This is a genomic window from Winogradskyella sp. PC-19 (genome assembly GCF_002163855.1).
GTDB lineage: Bacteria > Bacteroidota > Bacteroidia > Flavobacteriales > Flavobacteriaceae > Winogradskyella.
The window spans coordinates 1,221,933-1,240,328 of the sequence record NZ_CP019332.1; the positions used below are offsets into that span (position 1 = coordinate 1,221,933).

Sequence of the window (18,396 nt, forward strand, 5' to 3'; positions counted from 1 at the left end):
TGTAGATACAGAAATTGTAAAGAGGTTGCGTGTTAAAATTAAAAATTACACCAAAAGTTTTATATTAGCGTAACTATTCTCTAGTGCTTTTTTTACTTTTTTCTTACCTAACCATTTGGTTTTGGTAATACCTTCTTTTTTTTGAGGTTTTAATTTCCCTTTGTAATTGGTTGACATTTCAAACCAGTAGGTAATCTTAATGCGATATCGACCTCGACGTTTAAAAATGTGATATGTAGTCGGTAAAGGTTTAGTAATCTTTAAATTTTTTACTTTAGTTTCTTCTTCGACTTCACGGATAGCAGTTTCTTCGATAGTTTCTTTGCCTTCAACTTTACCTTTTGGCAAATCCCATTTATTATTTCGGTATATGAAAAGGATTTTTCCTTCTTCATTATAGACTTTTCCGCCACCAGCAATAACATTTGGTAGTTTTTTTAAAAAGTTTTTTAAAAGTTTTTCTTCCTTTTTTCCGACTAAATAAACAGCTTTTAAATCGGTCCGATTAAGCGTTCTGATAACTTTAGCTAAATCCACAGATTTCAATAAATAAACTTTAAAGTCAGTTTCTTTATCAATCTTGGTAGTTAAATAAATAGGTTTATCTCCAACAAAAATGGTATGCATTAATCTAATGACTTATGTTTTGATATTGTAAATGTATTCTTTTTTACAATACAGATTTTGAATTAAAATTAATTTTAAATTAAAATTTGACACACTTTTAATTTCATTAATTTTGTAACATGATTTTTAACAAAGACATCGCCAAAAAAACTGCAGAATTATTACTACAAATCAATGCCATTAAATTGCAACCAAACGACCCATTTACGTGGGCTTCAGGCTGGAAATCACCTATATACTGTGATAATCGCATTGTACTTTCTTATCCACAAATCAGAAACTATGTCAGAGAGACATTAGCAAGACAAATTGAGGATATCTACGGAAAACCAGATGTGATAGCCGGTGTAGCAACAGGAGCAATTGGTATCGGAGCATTAGTAGCTGATTATCTAAATCTTCCGTTTGTGTATGTTAGACCCGAAGCCAAAAAGCACGGAAGACAAAACCAAGTCGAAGGTTATATTGAAAAAGGACAAACTGTTGTTGTCGTTGAAGACCTAATTAGTACCGGAAAAAGTAGTCTTAATGCTGTAAAAGCACTAAAAGAAGCTGAAGTAAATATCAAAGGAATGGTAGCAATTTTTTCTTATGGTTTTGACGTTGCAGACAAAAATTTTAGTGATGCAAATATTGATTTACACACGCTTGGAAATTACGAAAGTTTACTAGAACAAGCCTTAGACACAAGATATATCACTCAAGAACAGCAAGACATTTTAGCACTTTGGAATGCAAATCCAAGTAAATGGAATGCTAATTGATAATACACGTTATGTAGTTAAGGACTAAAATTTTTTCAGTAAACTATTTTGACTTAACAGTTTAAAATTAACAACAATAAAAACACATGAATTTAGAATCTCCAAAAGTAACTTTAGATAAATCTGCTGAAGAAACATTTAATTTTTTGTCAGACGTTAAAAATTTTGAAAAACTAATGCCTGAAAACATTAGCAAATTTGAAGTCTTAGATACTGACAAATTTTTATTTGCATTAAAAGGAATGCCAGAAATCGTTCTAAAAAAGAAAGAAGCTACACCAAACAGCAAAATCGTTTTAGGTGCAGCTGGTGGTAAACTAGACTTTGCTTTAACTGCTGATATCACAGAAATTGAAGCTAATAAAAGTGACGTTAAACTAAATTTTTCTGGTGAGTTTAATGCTATGATGGCCATGATGATTAAAGGTCCTATCAATAAATTTTTAGAAACCCTGGCTACAAATATGCCAACAGCAGTTTAGTATAACAACTGCAGTTCTTTTAGATCATAAGTTTTTCTTACATCATCTTCAAGACGTAATTTTAATTTACCATCATCTGTTACACCTTCTATAAAACCTGAAAATATCTGGTCGTCGGAAGTTTTAAAAGTTGATGGTTTTTTTATGCGAAACAATTTAGTTTCATACTCTTTTTTGAGTGACTCGAAATCGTTTTCTAATTTTTGTAAATACAATTGAATGTGTTTTAATACATGATAAAAAACTTCATCCTTGTTATAGACCACACCAGTAATTAAAGACATAGAAGAGGCATTGGGTAAATCATGAAAAAATTTCTGATTAATATTAAGTCCTACGCCTATAATTGTACCTTCAAGCTTATTGTTTTTTACCACATTTTCAATAAGAATACCAGCTATTTTTTTGCGTTCTGACAAAATGTCGTTAGGCCATTTTATATTTATTTTAGGGATTTGTAATTCTCTCAAAGCGTTAGCAATTCCTAAAGCTACGGCCATACTGATGTAAAACTGTTCCGATACTTTTAAAAAAGAAACATCCTTAAACACACTAAAAGTAAGGTTTTTTGACACTTCGGCTTGCCAATTAGTGCCCATTTGCCCACGACCTTTAGTCTGTTGTTCAGTCACAACCACAGTAAAGTCTTTTGGTGTCTTTTTTAAACAAATAGTCTTTAGATAGCTATTGGTCGAGTCGATGGCATCAAGTTTGATTATATACATTATAATACATCAATTATTTTTATGGTTTTCTTATGAAAATTAGGGTTAACGAGAACTAAAAAAGTAATAACTTTGTATAAATTTAAAACATTTTAATGACGGAAAGAAATAGCAATGCCGATCAACTAATTACAACGATAATAAGTGGTATCGAAGACGTTAAAGGAAAAGAAATTATACTTTTAGATTTAAGAGAAATAGAAAATACAGTTTGTGATTATTTTATTATTTGCGAAGGTACATCTAATACACAAGTTAACGCAATAGTAAGTTCCATACAAAAACAAGTCAGTAAAACAACAAAAGACAAACCTTGGCATATCGAAGGTACTGATAATGCCGAATGGATTTTAATGGACTATGTCAATGTTGTTGTTCATGTTTTTCAAAAACACATTAGAGAATATTACGATATCGAAAGTTTGTGGGGAGACGCAAAAACGACACAAATAGAAACAAGCATTTAAAAAGAAACGCTACGAATGGCAAAAGACAATAAAAATTCAAACAAAAAACCTAAAGTAAGTCCTTATTGGATTTACGGAATAGTAATAGCGGTTATTTTAGGACTTCAGTTATTTGGAGGTAACGCTTTTCAAAGCTCTAAGGTAATTAAGACTTCAGAATTTATAAATTACCTAGAACAAGGCGATGTCAAAGAAGTTGTTATTATAAGTAACACAAAAACTGCGAGAGTTTATTTAACTGATGAAGCCATCAAAAAAGACATTCATAAAGACACGCAGTCTAAAGGAATTTTACCTTCAGGTAATGTTCCTAACTACACACTAAAGTTTGGTGATTTAGGAAATTTTGAAGATAGAATTGATGAGATAATTACTAAAAATAATTTATCAACTTCTAGAAATGCTGATATTGAGAACAATGCCTTTGGTGATTTCTTATTATCTCTATTACCATTTATCATAATTATAGGAGTTTGGATTTTTATCATGAGACGCATGTCTTCTGGTGGCGGTGGCGGAGCTGGCGGTCAGATTTTTAACATCGGAAAATCCAAAGCAAAACTATTTGACGAAAAAACAGATACAAAAACATCTTTTAAAGATGTTGCAGGTCATGAAGGTGCTAAAGAGGAAGTACAAGAAATTGTTGATTTCCTTAAATTCCCTGAAAAATATACGTCTTTAGGAGGAAAAATTCCCAAAGGTGCATTACTTGTAGGGCCTCCAGGAACAGGTAAAACTTTATTAGCAAAAGCAGTTGCTGGTGAAGCAAAAGTGCCTTTCTTCTCGTTATCAGGTTCTGATTTTGTAGAGATGTTTGTCGGTGTTGGAGCATCGCGTGTAAGAGATTTATTCAAACAAGCAAAAGAAAAATCACCTTCAATAATTTTTATTGATGAGATTGATGCCATAGGTCGTGCAAGAGGAAAAAATAACTTCTCTGGCTCAAACGATGAACGCGAAAACACTTTAAATCAGTTACTTACTGAAATGGATGGTTTTGGCACAAACACAAATGTAATTGTACTTGCGGCAACAAACAGAGCTGATGTTTTAGATAGTGCATTAATGCGTGCTGGTCGTTTTGACCGTCAGATTTATGTAGACTTACCAGACGTCAGAGAACGTAAAGAGATTTTTGAAGTTCACTTACGTCCTTTAAAGAAAGAAGAAACTCTAGATATTGATTTCTTAGCAAAACAAACACCAGGTTTTTCTGGTGCAGATATTGCCAATGTATGTAATGAGTCTGCTTTAATTGCTGCTCGTAAAGGTAAAAAAGCTGTAAACAAGCAAGACTTTTTAGACGCCGTTGATAGAATTGTTGGTGGACTAGAAAAGAAAAATAAAATTATTACACCAGACGAAAAGAAAGCTATCGCTATTCATGAAGCTGGTCATGCTACAGTGAGTTGGATGTTAGAACATGCTGCACCACTTGTCAAAGTTACAATTGTACCAAGAGGTCAATCCTTAGGTGCTGCTTGGTACTTACCAGAAGAAAGACTTATTGTTAGACCAGAACAGATGCTAGACGAAATGTGTGCAACTATGGGTGGTCGTGCTGCTGAAAAAGTAATCTTCGACAAAATCTCTACAGGTGCGCTTAGTGACTTAGAAAAAGTGACCAAACAAGCAAGAGGTATGGTAACCGTATATGGATTAAGTGATAAGGTTGGTAATCTTACGTATTATGATTCTTCAGGTCAACAAAGTGGATTTACAAAACCATATAGTGAAGAAACAGCTGTACTTATTGATAAAGAAATATCGAGTATTATAGAAGAGCAATACCAACGTGCTATAAAAATACTCGAAGACAACAAGGATAAGTTAACAGAATTAGCTGAAGTTCTTTTAGAAAAAGAAGTCATCTTTAAAGATAATCTTGAAAAAATATTCGGAAAACGTCCTTTTGAAAAGGCCGAAATTATTTCAGAGGAAGAAGAATAGAAATAGATTCACTTAACGAAAAAACTTAAATTAGCCCAGAGTTAGTTTAAGTTTTTTTATATTTGGGTAATTGACTAAAAATGCGCCTAAATCGTATCTCTAAATGAGTTTATTCAGAAAAATTTTTGGAGGAAAATCCCCTGGTTCCGAAGAAAAAGTTCCTAATGAAGAACGAGGCAAATACATGCCCGATATTAAACTCCCTGTTGATGAGCGCTTTACAATTAATTTTAAAGCAAATGGCGGTAAGTTTTTATACTGCGAGAATATCGAAGAAGTCTACAACTCTCTAGAAAACATTATTTCAGAAAACGATTGGGATGACAAAAAAGTTTTTCTGTTAGACGACAGATTAAGCGAATTATTCAAAGGTTTTGATTTAAAAGCTACAAAAAAGACATCTGAAAGCACCTATTTTTTCTCTACTTGTGAGTATCTAATATCTGATGATGGTTCTTTATTAATATCTTCAAACCAAATTGCAGAAAAAAAGCTTAAAGAATTACCTGAAAATTTTGTTATTTACGCCACTACTAGTCAACTCGTAGAGAGTATTGGTGAAGGTTTAAAAGGTATAAAAAACAATAATAAATCAAAAATCCCAACCAATATCACCACTATAAAGCACTTTAAAACTAATGAAGACAAAGACTTCTTAACCTACGGAAGTAGTGCTAAAAATTTGTACTTATTACTTTTAGAAGACTTATAAATGAAGGAACTTTTAACGCGCGCTATCTCTGGCATTCTTTATGTCACTTTGTTGATTGCTTCAATGTATTGGGAAAATGCACTACTTATTGTACTCTATATTTTTGGTCTTATTTCCCTAGCAGAATTTAATAAACTTATAAAATTAAATGCACTTGTAATCACATCTGCAATTTTCACCTTTTTATATTTTGGGTTTTGGTATTGGTGTATGATTCATAACTCTAATACAGGAACTAACGAAGCTATACAGATACTATTAGTAATCACCATATTTGTAAATCTCTTTCTGATTAAGGATTTATTAACCGAAAAGAAGATTCCTCTTTTTGAGTCTAAACGCTATATTACAACGACCTTTTATTTATCAAGTGGATTTGTGTTTATGTTCTTAATTGCAAATTATCTTAATTCATTTACACCATTTTTACTCTTAGGAAGTTTTATTCTGGTATGGATTAATGATAGTTTTGCCTATTTGGTGGGGAAGAATTTTGGAAAGCAAAAGTTATTTCCGAGCATATCTCCTAAAAAAACTGTTGAAGGTTTCTTAGGAGGATTATTTTTTGCATGCGTTTCAAGTTATTTTATTTCAGTGTATATAGGCACGCTTGGATTTACAAGTTGGCTTATTTTAGCAATAATAGTCAGTGTTTTTGGTACTCTTGGAGATTTAATCGAATCTAAATTCAAACGTCAAGCGCAAGTAAAAGATAGTGGCGTGATAATGCCTGGTCATGGAGGACTGTTAGACCGACTAGATAGTATTATCTTTGCAGCACCATTTATATATTTATTTCTAAGAATTTTAAGTTATGTTTCATAAAGAAGGCCACAAAATTATACTCATCACGCTATTTATAGTCGTTGCTTCCATATTTGCAATAGACTATTTTGTGCATTTAGAATGGTTGCGAAAAACCCTAATGCTTTTGGTTTTAGCATTCTTTATATTAATCCTTCAATTCTTTAGAAACCCAAAACGAAACACTCATGCTAACGAAAAACAAGCCTTATCGCCTGTTGACGGAAAAGTAGTTGTTATCGAAGAAGTTTTTGAAAAAGAAGTTTTTAATGACAAACGTATTCAGGTTTCGGTATTTATGTCTCCTATAAATGTGCATGTGACGCGATATCCAATATCTGGAAAGGTATCATTTAGCAAATACCATCCAGGTAAATATTTAGTCGCTTGGCATCCAAAAGCTAGTGAAGAAAATGAGCGTACTACAGTCGTTGTAGAAAATGAAGGTTTTGGAAAAGTTTTATACAGACAGATTGCTGGTGCATTAGCAAAACGAATTGTCAATTATGCTAAAGTTGATGTTATGGCAAAACAAGGCGATGACTCTGGATTTATAAAATTTGGTTCGAGAGTAGATTTATTTTTACCTTTAAACTCAGATATTAAAGTTGCACTTAACCAAAAAGTAAAAGGTGGTGAGTCTGTGATTGCAGAAATGAAATAAATGAGTCAGACGGATTTAGATAAAGAATTTGATACTGCCGTAAAACGGGTAAATGATCACACAGACCCATTTCCTGCGGATTTTTTATTACGCCTATACGCTTATTACAAAAAGGCTACCAATAACTACGGTAGACCAAGCAGTAAAAAGCAAATCATTAATGCTTTTAAGACCAACGCACTTTTTCAAGTACAAGACATCTCCGAAGACGAAGCCAAACGTCAATATATAGACTTGGTAAACCGTTACTTTTTATACGGTAAATAACCCTTAATTTTCACTTACTATGGCATTACCAAATGCACCATTGCGTTTTAAAAATGGAGCGCAAATGACTAACCGTTTTATGCTAGCACCTATGACCAATACCCAAAGTCATGAAGATGGCAAGCTATCTGACGAAGAATACAATTGGTTAACGATGCGTGCCAAAGGTGGTTTTGGTCTAACCATGACCTGTGCATCGCATGTGCAATTTATAGGCAAAGGTTTCCCTGGACAATTAGGTATTTATGACGACTCTCAAATCGAAGGTCACCAACGTTTGGTAAAAGGCATTAAAGCACACGATAGTTTGGCGGTGATACAATTACACCATGCAGGTATGCGAACGCCCGAAGATTTAATTGGCGAGCAACCTGTCTGCCCATCACCTATCGAAAAGCACAATGCACGTGGCTTATCGTTAGATGAAGTTTATCAATTACGAGACGACTTTATTACAGCAGCTGTACGCGCACAAAAAAGTGGTTATGATGGTGTCGAAGTCCACGGTGCGCACGGTTATATATTAACGCAATTTTTGAGTGCCGATATTAATAAACGAGACGACCAATATGGCGGTAATTTAGAAAATCGTGTACGCTTATTATTTGAAATTGTCGATGGTATCAGAGTCACTTGCGGCAAAGACTTTTTATTAGGCGTACGTTTGTCTCCTGAGCGTTTTGGTATGCAACTGAGTGAAGTAAAAACAGTTTGTACACAATTGATAAACGACCACGATATTGACTTTTTAGACATCTCACTTTGGGATGTGTTTAAACAACCTGAGGAAACGCAACACCAAAACAAAAGCCTACTCCAACATTTTGCAGATATAGACTATAAAGATGTGAAATGGACCGTTGCAGGAAAAATCAATACCGGCAAGGACGTATCTGATGTCTTAGACGCTGGTGTAGATTTTGTATCTATAGGTCGTTCTGCCATTTTACACCACGACTTTCCTAAAAAAGTAATGGCTAATCCAAATTTTGAACCTACCGAAACACCTGTAAATACTAACTACTTACACAAGGAAGGCTTAAGTGAAAAATTTGTGACTTACATGAAACGCTGGCCGAACTTTGTAAAATAGTTAAATTAAAATATCCGTATTTATACGGATAGAATTATCATTTGTTTTAACGAACTTCGTTTAACAATCGATAAAGTCAATTAAAACTGAATTTATCTTAACGTTGGTGAGTAATTGCCTGCGGCACGTAGAATCGCGTTTTGCAAACGCTCCCTTTCTACTAATTACTCACCAACGTCCACTGTTAATCTCGCCTCCCAATTTTATTGTATATTTAGTCAAGTCTACGAGAACTCCTCACGAAACTACACACAACTGTATGTATAACAAATGAGGCGCGATTATGGCTTCTCGTGAGGCACGCCTCACTCGCCATACACAGTGGACGTTAAACGAAAATCCAAAGTTTAATCCCTAATCAAAGGCATCGTACTACAACGTAGTAAACCTTCTTGTTTGGCAATCTCGGCATATGGGACTTCTTCAACAGTAAAACCTTGTTCGCGTAACCACGTATTTAAACGTGTAAAGTTTTGCTCGGAGATAATCACATCTTCCGATATGGAAAAGATGTTACTATTCATATCATACATTTCGTCTTTGGTAATTTCAAATACATTGTCTTTACCAAAATAATCGACTAGCCATTGGTATTCTTCTTCAACTAAAAAACCATTTTTATGGATAATAGCTTTGTCCTTACCTATCGGTTGAAAACAGCAGTCTAAATGCAGTGCGTTTTCTTTTGGGTCAGTGTTAGACTTTCGCAATTCAAAAGCCTTTACTTTTTTATGTGGAAATAAATCTTGTAATGCTTTTACGGCTTGGACATTAGTACGCGCCGTAATATAATCTGGGTAATCGTCACCTGAGTATGTACCGATAAAAATATAATCGTTCCAAGGCATAACGTCGCCACCTTCGATATGACACTCGTCTGGTAAGATGATACGGTTCTTTTTTTCTACTGTACTCCAAACATACTCTGTCGCTTCTACTTCGCGCTTACGGTCTGGCAAAATATTAGCGATGATAATTTTGTCTTCAATAACAAAAGAGATATCACGAGCAAAAATTTGGTTGTAATCTTCTAAAACTTCAGGACGATATACTGTGACATCGTACTTCTCTAAAACGGCAGCAACAGCTTCCATTTCGGCAATCATATCTTCTTCTTTAGGATAGGTACCAGCTAAAACGTGTTGCTTACTTTTTGGGTCGTAGCAATCTTCGGGTTTTGGCGTTGGACCATTGCTTTTGGCAGTGCCTAAAATGACAGCTCTTAATCGAGAAGTTTCGTTTTGTATATGAAGTTTCATGTAGAGGAAAAGGGTGTTTTGTGGTAACAGAAAAAAGCTTCATAATTTCTTATGAAGCTTTTAGTGCTTTTATCTTTTTTCTATTGGTGCAAATGGTCTTAATGTTTCGCCCGTGTATAATTGACGTGGGCGACCGATTGGCTCTTTGCGCATGCGCATTTCTTTCCACTGTGCAATCCAACCTGGTAAACGACCTAATGCAAACATTACTGTAAACATTTCTACAGGTATACCCATAGCACGGTAAATAATCCCAGAGTAGAAGTCTACGTTTGGATATAATTTACGGTCTACAAAATACTGGTCTTCTAAAGCTTCTTTTTCTAAACCTTTAGCGATATCTAAGATTGGGTCTTCGACACCTAAATCAGACAATACCTCATCGGCAGCAACCTTAATGATTTTTGCTCTTGGGTCAAAGTTTTTATAAACACGGTGACCAAAGCCCATTAAACGGAAAGGGTCACTTTTATCTTTTGCCTTAGCCATGTACTTCTTAGTATCTCCACCATCTTCTTTGATAGCTTCAAGCATTTCTAATACAGCTTGGTTAGCACCACCATGTAATGGTCCCCAAAGTGCAGAAATACCTGCTGCTAGAGAAACAAAAAGTCCAGCGTGTGATGACCCAGTAATTCTTACTGTAGATGTCGAACAGTTTTGCTCGTGGTCTGCATGTAAGATTAATAATTTGTCTAGAGCATTAACTAAAACTTCATTTTGCTCATAATCCTTGTTAGGATTTTTGAACATCATCTTCAATACATTTTCTACATAGCCCAAGTTATCATCTCCATAATCTAGTGGTAACCCTTGCTTTTTACGCATCGTCCAAGCTACCAATACTGGAAACTTACCTAAAATACGCACAATAGCATTGTACATTTCTTCTTCAGAATCTACATCTACAGAAGATGGATTAAATGCTGTTAAGGCACTTGTCAAAGATGATAACACACCCATTGGATGTGCAGACTTTGGAAACGCGTCAATGATTTTTTTGATATCGTCATCTACAACTGAATGCGATTTGATATCTGCATGAAATTTATCTAATTGTTCTTTGTTTGGTAACTCACCAAAAATCAACAAAAAAGCCACTTCTAAGAAGTCTGCTTTTTCAGCTAATTCTTCAATAGAATAGCCACGATATCTCAGGATTCCTTTTTCGCCATCTAAAAATGTAATGGCACTCTCGCAGCTTCCGGTATTTTTATAACCAGGGTCAAGTGTAATAACACCTTTTGTGCTTCCTCGGAGCGCTTTAACATCTATAGCAACTTCATTCTCTGTTCCTGTAATTAATGGAAACTCATATTTCTGTCCATCAATCTCTAATATCGCTTTATCTGACATATATACTTGTGATTTTTTATTGAATTTTAAAAGGGTTACAAAATTACGAAATCTACATCGATTTCGTGCGTCTATTTATAACGGTTTTAACAAAATTTAAACCACAAAAAAAGCTGAAATCCATTTCTAGATTTCAGCTTTTTAAAACGATAAATAAATCTATCGCTTTATTACTATTTTTTTATCGACCGTAAATTGGTCTGCTTTGATTCTAACGATATATAAACCGTCAGAAATATTATTCGTTGAGACTGTAATCGTATTACTATTTGTTGTGTAGTCTTTGTTAAGAATTTCTATTCCTCTTATATCAAATAACTGCACGTTAATATCATTGAAATTTCTTCCAAAAGCAATATTAAAATCTCCTTTATTTGGATTAGGATATAAATTAAAGTTGTTAGTGTCTAATTCGTCTAAGCCTAAAACAACATTAAAACTAAATTCTTGTCCACCCAAAATAGCACTATCATTTCCTTCTACAGAAAACTTAAAGCTATCTGCTGGAGTGCTTGAACCATCATGTGTATAAGACAATTGATTATTAGCTATAGTTGTTTGTGTAAAAGTATCTCCAATGTTAACTGCTACGCCATTATTAAACAACGTTCCGTTAGCCGGTAATTGCGTAATGGTATAAGTTAAATCGTTATTAGCTGCTCCAGGTTGTTCTACTTGCAACTCCAATAAGCTTATCGCTGTAGAAGCACCTTGATTTAATCCCATATCGACTTTGTTGACGATAGTAACATCATTTACAATTTGTAACTCACCACAAATAGTAACGCTAAATGCATTAAAAGTTCCGCCTTGAGAATCTGACTCTCTATCTGTCGCTAATAAGACCCAAGTTCCTTGTCCGTTGGTACCATCAAATCTAGAAAAAGCTTGACTAGGTAAAACATTACCACTAACTCTTGGTGTTCCTGAGCAGGATAATGAAGAACCTGCATCAGTAAAAGTAACATCGAAATTACTTCCTGAAGAACAGTCTCTATTATAAACCTCTGCAAATAAACCAGCAGGTGAACTAAATTGCATCTTTATATCACCCACATCTGAATGGGTCGCATTCATGTAAAATGTAACATCATTAACTATAATATCATCTGGCACATCTACTCGAGCACTTACCGCATTATTTGAAAATGTTTCCCACTCGTCATCATTATCTTCATAATATTCATTATCATAAGTTATACATACATCATTAGCAGTTTGAAATACAAATATTTCACCAAAACTACCTACTAAACACGTGTTTTCTGGTCTAACTCTCCAATAGTAAACTGTACCAGCAGAAAGAGACGTGGTTTGGTACTCAGTAGCATTAATCACTGTCGCAGATTCAGCCAATACAGCAAAATCTGGTGTTGTCGATATTTCTATATCATATTGTGAAGCACTACTTAATGCATCCCAGCTTAATAGTTGATTTGCAGATTGATTTCTTGCACCATTTGTAGGACTTATAAGATTGACATTACCAATGGTGTTATCAAATACATTTAATAATACATCGAAAGTTTCAGTAGCTGATGTTGTTTGTCCTTCACCTTGAATAGTAATCGGATAATTACCAGCAGTAATTGCTCCTGTATTAGAAATTGTAAGTGAAAAGCTCCCAGCTGAGTTTATAGTTGTTGTAGATAGTGTTGCAGAAGTTCCTGCTGGAGCTCCAATAACTGTTAAATCTACATTTTCTGTAAAGCCTGGAGCTGGTGTATAATCTAAATTAAATATAGCGTCAGAAGGCTGACATACAGACACTGTTGGATTTGCTGATGCTAACTCAAAGGTTCCTGCTTTGATTTCAAAATCTGCATTAGATAAATCAAAGAATATATTACTAGCTGCCTCAATTTTAATTCTGTTTGTTGTACCAATATTGTTAGGCACAGTTATATTTTGCGAACCATCATTGGTAACATTGGATGCTAAGGTTACTGGATATGTATATCCGCCATCAGTAGATAATAATATGTTTACGTTTGGAGATAACGTGTTTGTACTATTTACATTCCATGTAATAGTTTCTGTTGCTCCAGTGTACCAAATTTCACCACCAGTATTTGGGGATGATACTAAGAACGGTCCAGCTGAACCAGAAACTGTGATAACAGTATTGTCGTGATCTGTTTGACCTCCAGCAACTGCATTGTCTCTTACAGTAAGTCTAAAGTCTAATTGACGAGCTACACTTGGTAAAACTTCCCAAGTTGGTGTTGTATTATTAATAACAGCTTCTAAATTTGGAAACGTTCTTGTTGGGTCTGTAACCGGAAAATTTGTTCTAAATACTGGTCCACCTGCATTTGTAGATAATGGTGGCTGAGCATAAGTACCGTCATTATCGTACTGCTCCCAATTATAAGTTAATACATCTGCTCCATTAGGATCTGAAGAACTGCTTCCATCTAATATAAAAGGTGTAGAAAATGGTATTGTATAATTAGAACCTGCATTAGCCGTTGGCTCTATATTAGAAATAGATATTTCTGTTTCACAAGCATCAGCTAGAATAGATGATGACATCTGTACAATACTTCTTGCATGAAAATACCCATCACTATTATCCTGAACGTTTGGTGCACAAATACCAGCGTATCCCATAATTGTAGATGCACTACCTGGCTCGTAATCATCACTAACTTTAGAACCAAAGCAAGCATTATAATACGTATGACCAGCACCATATTGGTGACCAATCTCGTGCGAGACATAATCAATATCAAAAGGATCGAACTCTGGTGTTACAATACCTGTTACGCCTCGACCTTTATTAGATGTTGAGCATGGACTTGTCCCTGCAATTCCACCACCACCTGTAGAAAACACGTGTCCGATATCATAAGCTCCAGCTCCAATTAATCCAGTAATATTAGATGTGTTTACGCCTATCATTTGACCTCCACTATAATTATCGTAAGGTTCTGGGTCGCCTCCTACCGAAAATCCATTTTCGTAGATCAATAAATCATTGTCTGGTACCAATTGAAAAGTTACCGCAAAATCTCGCTCATAAACAGAGTTAACTCTTGCCACTGTAATTACCATAGCTGCAAGAGCATCCGCTTTTGCATTACCGTTACCTGCGTTACCATCATTGTGGTAAGCTGTATATTCAGAAGTACAAGCAATTGCTATTTCATATCTTCTTAAAACTCCATCTTGAACATTTCGTTCAATTTGACTTGTATCAAAATTTTCTTCAACTTCATTTTGAACATCATCTGCATAACATCTCCAATTGTCAGAAGTGCTTCTTGTATAATCAAATCTGTTATACACTAGGTAATTTGAAGTATCACCTTTAGCATAAGGGTCAATATAAACTGTTTTTTGTCCTGTAATGACACCCCTAAATCCTTGAGATGTTATTGTAAAATAAATTTTATTTAATGGGTTAGAGATACTTTGTCCATAGTATGTTGAAATAGCTGGATACTTTGAAGCTAAATCTGGATGCATAACATCTGTTTTTTGAATCCTATAGCTTTCTATTGCACCGTCTGGATTAGGAAATTGAGTGATGATATCAGAACCTCTCATACTATTCGAAATACGATTAGGTGCTGAACTAATAGCATCAGTAAGCCTATTCAAATCCAAAGCAAATACTTTGTAAACATTAGGTATTATAACTCTGTTTAAGCTTTTAGTTCTGCTAGAAAGTTGAGACTCTTGTTGTTCTTGCCAAACACTAGATTGAGCTTGACCGAAAAGTGAAAGCATCAAAAAGCTCGATACGATTAATAGTAAAGTTTGTTTCATAGTAGGTTAATTAAATGATTATAAAGAAATTGGGGCTTCTTTAATTCTTTGTAAAACTAATACTATTTGTAAAAAAATCAAGTAAAAACATGATTTTTTACCGATTAAGTGTGTTTTTTTAACGATTAAAAACTGTTTTTGAAGCGTATTTACAGATTTTACTTACAAATTTAATGATACCACAAAAAAAGCAGCATATGTAATGCTGCTCTTAATTAATATTAAATGTTCTAATTAACTTATCTTAAAGGCATTTTGCTGAGGAAAATAAGCTACTTCTCCTAATTCTTCTTCGATACGTAATAACTGGTTGTATTTTGCCATACGGTCACTACGTGATGCAGAACCTGTTTTAATCTGGCCAGTATTTAATGCTACTGCTAAATCTGCAATAGTATTGTCCTCAGTTTCACCAGAACGATGTGACATTACAGACGTATAACCTGCATTATGTGCCATGTTAACTGCAGATATTGTTTCAGTTAATGTACCTATTTGATTGACTTTTATTAAAATTGAATTGGCAATACCTTCAGAAATACCTCTACCTAAACGCTCTACATTAGTTACAAACAAATCGTCACCAACTAACTGAACTTTATCACCAATCTTATCGGTTAGATATTTCCAACCTTCCCAATCGTTTTCGTCCATACCATCTTCGATAGATATGATAGGGTATTTTGATGCCAATTCTGCTAAGTAATCTGCTTGCTCTTGACTTGTTCTTACTTTTCCTGATTCGCCTTCAAAAATTGTATAATCGTATTTACCATCTTTATAGAATTCTGCAGCAGCACAATCTAGAGCAATCATTACATCATCACCTAGATTGTAACCAGCATTAGCTACAGCTTTTGCAATTGTTTCTAAGGCATCTTCAGTTCCTCCTGCTAAGTTTGGCGCAAAACCACCTTCATCACCTACTGCTGTGCTTAGATTTCTGTCATGCAATACTTTTTTAAGATTATGGAAAATCTCAGTTCCCATCTGCATTGCGTGTGTAAAGTTTTTTGCTTTTACTGGCATAACCATAAACTCTTGGAAAGCGATTGGTGCATCTGAGTGAGAACCACCGTTGATAATGTTCATCATTGGCACTGGCAATGTATTAGCTGAAACCCCACCAACATATCTATATAATGGCATTGCTAACTCGTTTGCCGCTGCTTTTGCAACTGCAAGAGACACACCTAAAATAGCGTTAGCACCTAATTTTGATTTATTCGGTGTACCATCTAAATCTATCATTAGCTTGTCAATAGCATTTTGTTCAAAAACAGAAACACCTAATAACTCTTGAGCAATTATTGCATTGACATTCCCTACAGCTTTTAATACGCCTTTACCCATGTAAGTGTCACCGCCATCACGAAGTTCAACCGCTTCGTGCTCACCAGTTGAAGCACCAGAAGGCACAGCTGCTCGTCCCATAACACCGTTTTCTGTAACTACATCTACTTCTACAGTTGGGTTACCTCTACTATCTAATATTTGTCTTGCGTGAATATTAATTATAATGCTCATTTTATACTTTTTAAATTATTGGAATCTTCAAAAAATGACTTAAGTCGTCATGAATCTTTATATATTATTGTAAAATTACGAAAAAAACATACTGTATTAGTGACAAAAGTCAGTATTGCGATTAATAATTACGCAAATGTTTTCGGAACTAAAAAATGGCAACGAAACTTATGTTTTGTTGCCATTTATTTAATAATTATTTTTTCAAGTTACCTATAAACTCATCAAACAAATATGTTGAGTCGTTTGGTCCAGGACTTGCTTCTGGATGGTATTGTACAGAAAAACAGTTTTTATCTTTTATTCGAATTCCTGCTACAGTATCATCGTTAAGATGCACGTGCGTAATTTCGATGTTAGAATTGGCTTCCGTTTCTTCTCTATTAATAGCAAATCCGTGGTTTTGAGACGTGATTTCTCCTTTTCCTGTTAACAGGTTTTTTACTGGGTGATTTATACCTCTGTGACCATTATGCATTTTGTATGTAGAGATTCCGTTGGCTAAAGCTATAACTTGATGGCCTAAGCAAATACCAAATAGAGGTTTATCTTTTGCTATAATTTGTTTAGCCACTTCTTGCGCTTCAACTAATGGCTCTGGATCGCCAGGACCATTAGACAAGAAATATCCATCTGGATTAAATGCTTCTAAATCCTCAAACTTAGAATTATAAGGAAACACTTTAATGTAAGCATCTCGTTGCGCTAAATTACGTAGGATATTCTTTTTAATACCTATATCTAATGCCGCTATTTTATAAGTTGCATTTTCATCTCCGTAGAAGTAAGGCTCTTTAGTAGATACTTTTGAAGCTAACTCCAAACCATTCATACTCGGTTGTTCTGCTAATTTCTTTTTTAAACTTTCAATATTATTAACATCAGTAGAAATAACAGCATTCATTGCACCATTGTCTCTTATATAGCTAACTAAAGCTCGAGTATCTACATGAGATATGGCTAATGTATTATTTTTATCAAAAAAGTCTTCTAGAGATCTATCGGCTCCAGGTCTTGAATATTCAAAACTGAAATTTTTACAAATTAATCCAGCAATTTTGACTGAGTCTGATTCGACTTCACTGTCTTTTGTTCCGTAATTTCCAATATGAGCATTAGTAGTTACCATCAATTGTCCAAAATATGATGGGTCAGTAAAGATTTCTTGATAACCAGTTGTTCCTGTATTGAAACAAACTTCTCCAAATGCAGTACCTTCTTTACCAATAGACTTACCATGAAAAATAGTACCGTCAGCTAAGAGTATAAGCGCTTTTTTTCTTTGTTTGTATTTCATTTGCTGTGTTGTTGTTTTTAGTTTCTTTTTAAAAAACCTTGGTTGTACAAAATTCCAAAAAAAAAGGATAAACTGAAACAGTCTATCCTTTATATTTATTAATGCTTATTAACATTTATTCTTCTTCGTTAGTAGCTTTAGTATCTACTGGTGGTGTGGCAACAGCTTTTTTTCCACCTCTTCTACTTCTACGAGTCGTTTTCTTAGCAGCTTTATCTGCATTGTATATCTCGTTATAGTCTACTAACTCAATCATTGCCATATCAGCGTTATCACCAAGTCTGTTTCCTAATTTGATAATACGAGTATAACCTCCAGGACGTTCACCAATTTTAGCAGCAACGTCTCTAAATAATTCAGTTACAGCTTCTTTTTGTCTAAGTTTAGAAAATACAATACGTCTGTTGTGTGTTGTATCTGTTTTAGACTTAGTAATCATTGGCTCAACAAACTGTTTCAAAGCTTTAGCTTTTGCTACTGTTGTGTTAATACGTTTGTGTTCGATTAAAGAACAAGCCATATTAGCTAACATTGCTTTTCTGTGAGCAGTCTTACGACCTAAGTGATTGAATTTTTTTCCGTGTCTCATGACTTTTGTTTTATCATCTTGCTACCAAACTCTTTT

At 34.4% G+C, this 18,396-nt stretch carries 17 protein-coding genes; 9 read left to right on the plus strand and 8 right to left on the minus strand.

Annotated elements, in window-relative coordinates; genetic code table 11:
• Positions 1-45: 45 nt before the first annotated feature.
• Positions 46-627 (minus strand): NUDIX hydrolase, encoded by a 582-nt coding sequence (locus BTO05_RS05655; protein ID WP_087491730.1) that lies wholly within the window; start codon positions 625-627, stop codon positions 46-48.
• 119 nt (positions 628-746) lie between these two features.
• Here BTO05_RS05655 and pyrE point away from each other — a divergent pair, with 119 nt between their 5' ends.
• Both pyrE and BTO05_RS05665 read left to right on the plus strand, forming a co-directional pair.
• Positions 747-1,391, plus strand: a complete 645-nt coding sequence (gene pyrE, locus BTO05_RS05660) for an orotate phosphoribosyltransferase (RefSeq protein ID WP_087491731.1) — start codon at positions 747-749, stop codon at positions 1,389-1,391.
• A gap of 86 nt (positions 1,392-1,477) precedes the next feature.
• Positions 1,478-1,873, plus strand: coding sequence for an orotate phosphoribosyltransferase (locus tag BTO05_RS05665; RefSeq protein ID WP_087491732.1), 396 nt, complete (start codon positions 1,478-1,480; stop codon positions 1,871-1,873).
• Here BTO05_RS05665 and BTO05_RS05670 read toward each other — a convergent pair.
• Positions 1,870-2,598, minus strand: coding sequence for a biotin--[acetyl-CoA-carboxylase] ligase (locus BTO05_RS05670; protein ID WP_087491733.1), 729 nt, complete (start codon positions 2,596-2,598; stop codon positions 1,870-1,872). The genes BTO05_RS05665 and BTO05_RS05670 overlap by 4 nt on opposite strands.
• 95 nt (positions 2,599-2,693) lie before the next feature.
• Between BTO05_RS05670 and rsfS the strand changes: the two genes are divergently transcribed.
• The 7 genes from rsfS to BTO05_RS05705 all read left to right on the plus strand — a co-directional run bounded on the left by rsfS (position 2,694) and on the right by BTO05_RS05705 (position 8,558).
• Positions 2,694-3,065 (plus strand): ribosome silencing factor, encoded by a 372-nt coding sequence (gene rsfS / locus BTO05_RS05675; protein ID WP_087491734.1) that lies wholly within the window; start codon positions 2,694-2,696, stop codon positions 3,063-3,065.
• A 15-nt stretch (positions 3,066-3,080) separates the two neighbouring features.
• A complete protein-coding gene (gene ftsH / locus BTO05_RS05680; RefSeq protein WP_087491735.1) occupies positions 3,081-5,018 on the plus strand; it encodes an ATP-dependent zinc metalloprotease FtsH in 1,938 nt (645 codons plus the stop codon).
• A 103-nt stretch (positions 5,019-5,121) separates the two neighbouring features.
• The gene (locus BTO05_RS05685; protein WP_087491736.1) at positions 5,122-5,730 is read left to right on the plus strand and encodes an LUD domain-containing protein; all 609 of its coding nucleotides are present in this window, start codon (positions 5,122-5,124) and stop codon (positions 5,728-5,730) included.
• On the plus strand, positions 5,731-6,555 hold the full coding sequence (locus BTO05_RS05690) for a phosphatidate cytidylyltransferase (RefSeq protein WP_087491737.1): 825 nt from the start codon (positions 5,731-5,733) through the stop codon (positions 6,553-6,555).
• Positions 6,545-7,198, plus strand: coding sequence for a phosphatidylserine decarboxylase family protein (locus BTO05_RS05695; RefSeq protein WP_087491738.1), 654 nt, complete (start codon positions 6,545-6,547; stop codon positions 7,196-7,198). The genes BTO05_RS05690 and BTO05_RS05695 overlap by 11 nt, the downstream gene beginning before the upstream one ends.
• Positions 7,199-7,465 carry an acyl-CoA-binding protein gene (locus BTO05_RS05700; RefSeq protein WP_087491739.1) on the plus strand — a complete coding sequence of 89 codons (267 nt, stop codon included), beginning with the start codon at positions 7,199-7,201 and terminating at the stop codon, positions 7,463-7,465. It abuts the gene before it with no gap.
• 19 nt (positions 7,466-7,484) lie between these two features.
• Positions 7,485-8,558: an NADH:flavin oxidoreductase gene (locus tag BTO05_RS05705; protein WP_087491740.1), complete on the plus strand. Its 1,074-nt coding sequence runs from the start codon at positions 7,485-7,487 to the stop codon at positions 8,556-8,558.
• 347 nt (positions 8,559-8,905) lie between these two features.
• On the opposite strand, the gene BTO05_RS05710 is transcribed toward BTO05_RS05705, so the two are convergent.
• The 6 genes from BTO05_RS05710 to rplQ all read right to left on the minus strand — a co-directional run bounded on the left by BTO05_RS05710 (position 8,906) and on the right by rplQ (position 18,360).
• Complete coding sequence (locus tag BTO05_RS05710) at positions 8,906-9,817, minus strand: dimethylarginine dimethylaminohydrolase family protein (RefSeq protein ID WP_087491741.1); 912 nt, start codon at positions 9,815-9,817, stop codon at positions 8,906-8,908.
• A gap of 69 nt (positions 9,818-9,886) precedes the next feature.
• Positions 9,887-11,173 (minus strand): citrate synthase, encoded by a 1,287-nt coding sequence (locus BTO05_RS05715; protein ID WP_087491742.1) that lies wholly within the window; start codon positions 11,171-11,173, stop codon positions 9,887-9,889.
• Positions 11,174-11,332: 159 nt separating this feature from the next.
• Complete coding sequence (locus BTO05_RS05720) at positions 11,333-14,947, minus strand: reprolysin-like metallopeptidase (RefSeq protein WP_087491743.1); 3,615 nt, start codon at positions 14,945-14,947, stop codon at positions 11,333-11,335.
• A gap of 234 nt (positions 14,948-15,181) precedes the next feature.
• A complete protein-coding gene (gene eno / locus BTO05_RS05725) occupies positions 15,182-16,474 on the minus strand; it encodes a phosphopyruvate hydratase (protein WP_087491744.1) in 1,293 nt (430 codons plus the stop codon).
• Positions 16,475-16,670: 196 nt separating this feature from the next.
• Positions 16,671-17,771, minus strand: a complete 1,101-nt coding sequence (gene carA, locus BTO05_RS05735) for a glutamine-hydrolyzing carbamoyl-phosphate synthase small subunit (RefSeq protein WP_087491746.1) — start codon at positions 17,769-17,771, stop codon at positions 16,671-16,673.
• Positions 17,772-17,886: 115 nt separating this feature from the next.
• Positions 17,887-18,360 (minus strand): 50S ribosomal protein L17, encoded by a 474-nt coding sequence (rplQ, locus tag BTO05_RS05740; RefSeq protein ID WP_087491747.1) that lies wholly within the window; start codon positions 18,358-18,360, stop codon positions 17,887-17,889.
• Positions 18,361-18,396: the final 36 nt, after the last annotated feature.